The following is a 3,521-nucleotide window of genomic DNA, read 5'->3' as shown; positions in this document are numbered from 1 at the left end:
TGCGACAGCTCCCAGACAACCATGCGCAGCTGGCTGCAGAATCGCCTGGATAGCCGGGAGAAAAAATCCCGGGAACTGGCGGCCCGGATTACCGGACAGATGGCGGATTACAAAAATGCCTATCCCCAGGAAACCCGGGAAGTGGATGCCTCCATGGGCTCAGTGGCAGAATTCACCACCATGCTGGAAACCTTGCAAGGAGAGGACCTGCCCCGCCATGAGCAACGGTTTAAACAGATGCTTAATGAAGGCACCATCCACAATATGGCCATGTTCCAGAACTGGCTGGACCATCAGCAACAAACCATCCGGGATAAAATCGCCACCATTAACCGCTCCCTGGCCGCCATTGACTACAGCGACGGCACCTATATACGACTGGTGGCGGACAATCACCGGGACCCGGAGATCAACCAGTTCAAAATCGACCTGCGGAACTGCCTCGGCGATACACTGACCGCCGACAACAGCGATGATGCCTATGCGGAAAACAAGTTCCTGCAGGTAAAAACCATTGTCGAACGATTTAATGGCCGGGAGGGCCAGAGCGAGCTGGACAAACGCTGGACCCGGAAAGTCACCGATGTACGCAACTGGTTCCTGTTCAATGCCTCGGAACGCTACCGGGAAGATGACTCAGAGAAAGAGTTTTATTCCGATGCCGGTGGCAAATCCGGTGGGCAAAAGGAGAAACTGGCCTACACCATCCTGGCGGCGGCACTGGCCTACCAGCTGGGCCTGGAGTGGGGAGAGAACCACTCCCGTTCCTTCCGCTTTGTCATGATCGATGAAGCCTTTGGCCGGGGTTCTGACGAGTCCGCCCGCTACGGGCTGGAGCTGTTTCGCCGGTTGAACCTGCAATTATTGATTGTCACCCCCCTGCAGAAAATTCATGTGATTGAAGATTATGTGAACTCTGTCCACTTTGTTCATAACCAGGGTGGCAACCACTCGATGCTCCGTAACCTGACCATTGAACAATACCGACAAGAGAAACAGCAAGAACAGGAGCGTCTGCTGCAGGAAACCATGGGCCAAAACCGGGCACAAGCCATAGCTAAATGATTACCGTCACCGAACTGCAGAAAAAATCCCTGCGCCCCTGGAGTTCCGGGGCGTTTTTGAGAAGTGTGTTGCAGGGGGAATCCCTGTTTCCGATGGAAATTACGTTTCGCAAACCCTCCGGCAAAGTACTCAGCCGGGAGTTTGCCAAAGTGCGGGACTGGATCGCCCTGTTACACAGCAACAGCAAGGCAGTGAAAGGCAGTGGCTATCGGCTGGATTATCGCAACATCAACCATCAACAGCTCGGTACCCAGCGCCTGCCCCAGCGCATTGTGTTTGAACAGCGGGAAGACTGGCTGGCTTTTATCGGCAAGATCAAAGCCTTTCGCCAATTTGATGAACTGGCGGGCACAACCAGACGACAGCTGCCAGAGTTAATGCCCTGGCTGCAGGAAAAGCCGTTAAAAGCCCTGGAGCTGGTAGACAGCTGGCCCCGGTTACTGAAGGTCTGCCGATATTTTCAGCTGAACCCGAAACCGGGGCGTTATATCCGCCAGCTGGATATTCAGGGAGTGGACAGCAAATTTATTGAAAACAACAAGGGCATTCTTTCGGAGCTGCTGAGCCTGGCACTTGAACCGGAGGATTTTGATGGGACCATCGCCGGTCTGGCAGAAAACGGTTTTGAGCGCCGCTTTGGCCTGCGGTTTGATGAGCCGCTGGTGCGCTACCGGCTATTGGATCATCCCGGCCCGGTGACAGATATCACGGTTCCGGTGTCGCAATTTATAGACCCGGGAACCCGCAAGGTGTTTATCACAGAAAACAAGGTCAATGGTCTTGCGTTTCCACCGGTGCCGGATGCCATTGTGATCTTTGGGCTGGGCTATGGTATTCAGTCATTGTCTTCCATTAGCTGGCTGAAGGAAAAAGAAATTATTTATTGGGGCGATATTGACACTCACGGTTTTGCCATTCTCTCCCGCCTGCGCCAGCATTTTCCGCAGGCCCGCTCCTTGTTGATGGACGAGGCCACCCTGCAAGCGCATTTGGCACTGTGTACAGAGGAAATGGACAGTAAGCGTTTTACCGGTGAACTGCTGGGGCTGACCCCGGATGAATTACCAGTGTTTGAGGCCCTGAAAGATAACACCTTCGGTAAAAACCTGCGTCTGGAACAGGAGCGTGTTGGTTATGGTTGGCTGTTGGATGCCCTTTGACCGGTGATAGCATTAGCTCCGAAAATCTACCGGCTCACTCCACTGTCATCCTGTATAGGGACTGTACAGGACCCATCCCACAGGGAGGTGAATGCCCGGCAAGATGGCTCTCACTGCAAGGTGGGTTCCGTACAATCCCTGTACGGAATGACAGCGGAGTAAAGTAACTGGTTTTCTGCCATGAATTCCTTAATGACTAACCTATTGATTTGTCTCAGATTAACTTCATCATTTTACTCAGCCCGAAAAATGTCGCTAACCGCTACCCGCAAAAGCACAAGCGGTGTCAGCTTTTCGGGGAGCGGGTAGTGTCTGTAGAAATGTGGAAGTTATTTCAGGACAGTTCCTAAAATGTTCAGCTCGCTAAGCTCATCAAGTCTTGCCAGTTATTGGGAAAGCCCATAATTTTTTTGTTAGTATTGGGATATTTTTGCAATAGTTCATGCAGGCGTTCCAACCATTTACTATCGGGACTCACCTGTTTTATTAAGAGATCAAGAATAAGGATTACGATGAAAATGCGACGACTCGGTTGTATATCAAGTGGCTGCAGTCGGGCAGGAATACTTTCCCAATGCCCAGCTCGTAATAGCTTTGGCGGTACACTCAACTCCCGGTTCCAGAGCCGCGCATGATGAGCACAACAGTTACGGATAAACGTCAGTGTATGTAGCCAGCTGCCCAGTACGGAGTGGGGCGTATTAAAGCGTTTAGCAATTTGTTTTCGATCAGAATCTTTAGCTAAACCTTGATACAAGTGAGAAAGATTCCCAAAACTTAGCTCCTCCAACATTGCCCAGTTAGGCAGCAACCTCGGAGAGTCGTATTGGGACGGATAAAAACGCAGATAGTTTTCTTTTTTTCTACCCTCAATACGTTGTTGCTTAATATGGTCAGTTAGTTCAAATTGTTGTTCTACAGTCAACGCTGGCTTGGTGGACTCAATCATCCATTTGCTCAAAACAGACGCATAAAAAAACCCGCTCGATTTGTGCTTGAAGACCGAAGTCTACCTAGGCATGGCGGGTGTGTTACTGTGAAATATAGTTTTTGGGATGAAATGCGTCAAGCACAATTTACCCTCAGTTATCCATAGCAGAAAAATATTATCTGATATTTTTTTATACAAATAGGTTTTTATTTTACTGCATCAATGAATTACCATCCGTTCCAGCCCTGTGGCAGATATCTTGAAATCCATATGAAACGGCGAAGAGCCAAAAAGAAAAGAACGGCAACCACTTTGGTGGCTGCTTAGTATTGGAAGCTCGCTCCCTTTAGGGGCGAGTAGTTCAC

Annotated in this window: 3 protein-coding genes; 2 read left to right on the top strand and 1 reads right to left on the bottom strand. The window is 50.2% G+C overall.

Features of this window, described 5'->3' with window-relative positions:
- Window positions 1–1,065: SbcC/MukB-like Walker B domain-containing protein (locus tag KDK13_RS00795; RefSeq protein ID WP_306670955.1), on the top strand; the 1,065-nt coding region annotated here is incomplete at its 5' end.
- Window positions 1,062–2,225 (top strand): DUF3322 domain-containing protein, encoded by a 1,164-nt coding sequence (locus KDK13_RS00790; RefSeq protein ID WP_257282823.1) that lies wholly within the window; start codon window positions 1,062–1,064, stop codon window positions 2,223–2,225. The genes KDK13_RS00795 and KDK13_RS00790, both read left to right, overlap by 4 nt.
- A gap of 355 nt (window positions 2,226–2,580) precedes the next feature.
- Here the strand turns inward: KDK13_RS00790 and KDK13_RS00785 are convergent, their stop codons facing one another.
- Complete coding sequence (locus tag KDK13_RS00785) at window positions 2,581–3,174, bottom strand: Abi family protein (RefSeq protein WP_257282822.1); 594 nt, start codon at window positions 3,172–3,174, stop codon at window positions 2,581–2,583.
- Window positions 3,175–3,521 lie beyond the last annotated feature (347 nt).

It is taken from the genome of Endozoicomonas sp. SESOKO1 (genome assembly GCF_024606265.1).
Lineage (GTDB): Bacteria > Pseudomonadota > Gammaproteobacteria > Pseudomonadales > Endozoicomonadaceae > Endozoicomonas.
The sequence above is the reverse complement of the archived record's forward strand: the minus strand, read 5'-3'. Positions and strand labels throughout refer to the sequence as shown.

Bases quoted from the DNA above. Each gene is read 5' to 3' on its own strand.
- KDK13_RS00790 (WP_257282823.1), top strand. From the start codon at position 1,062: ATGATTACCGTCACCGAACTGCAGAAAAAATCCCTGCGCCCCTGGAGT.
- KDK13_RS00785 (WP_257282822.1), bottom strand. From the start codon at position 3,174: ATGATTGAGTCCACCAAGCCAGCGTTGACTGTAGAACAACAATTTGAA.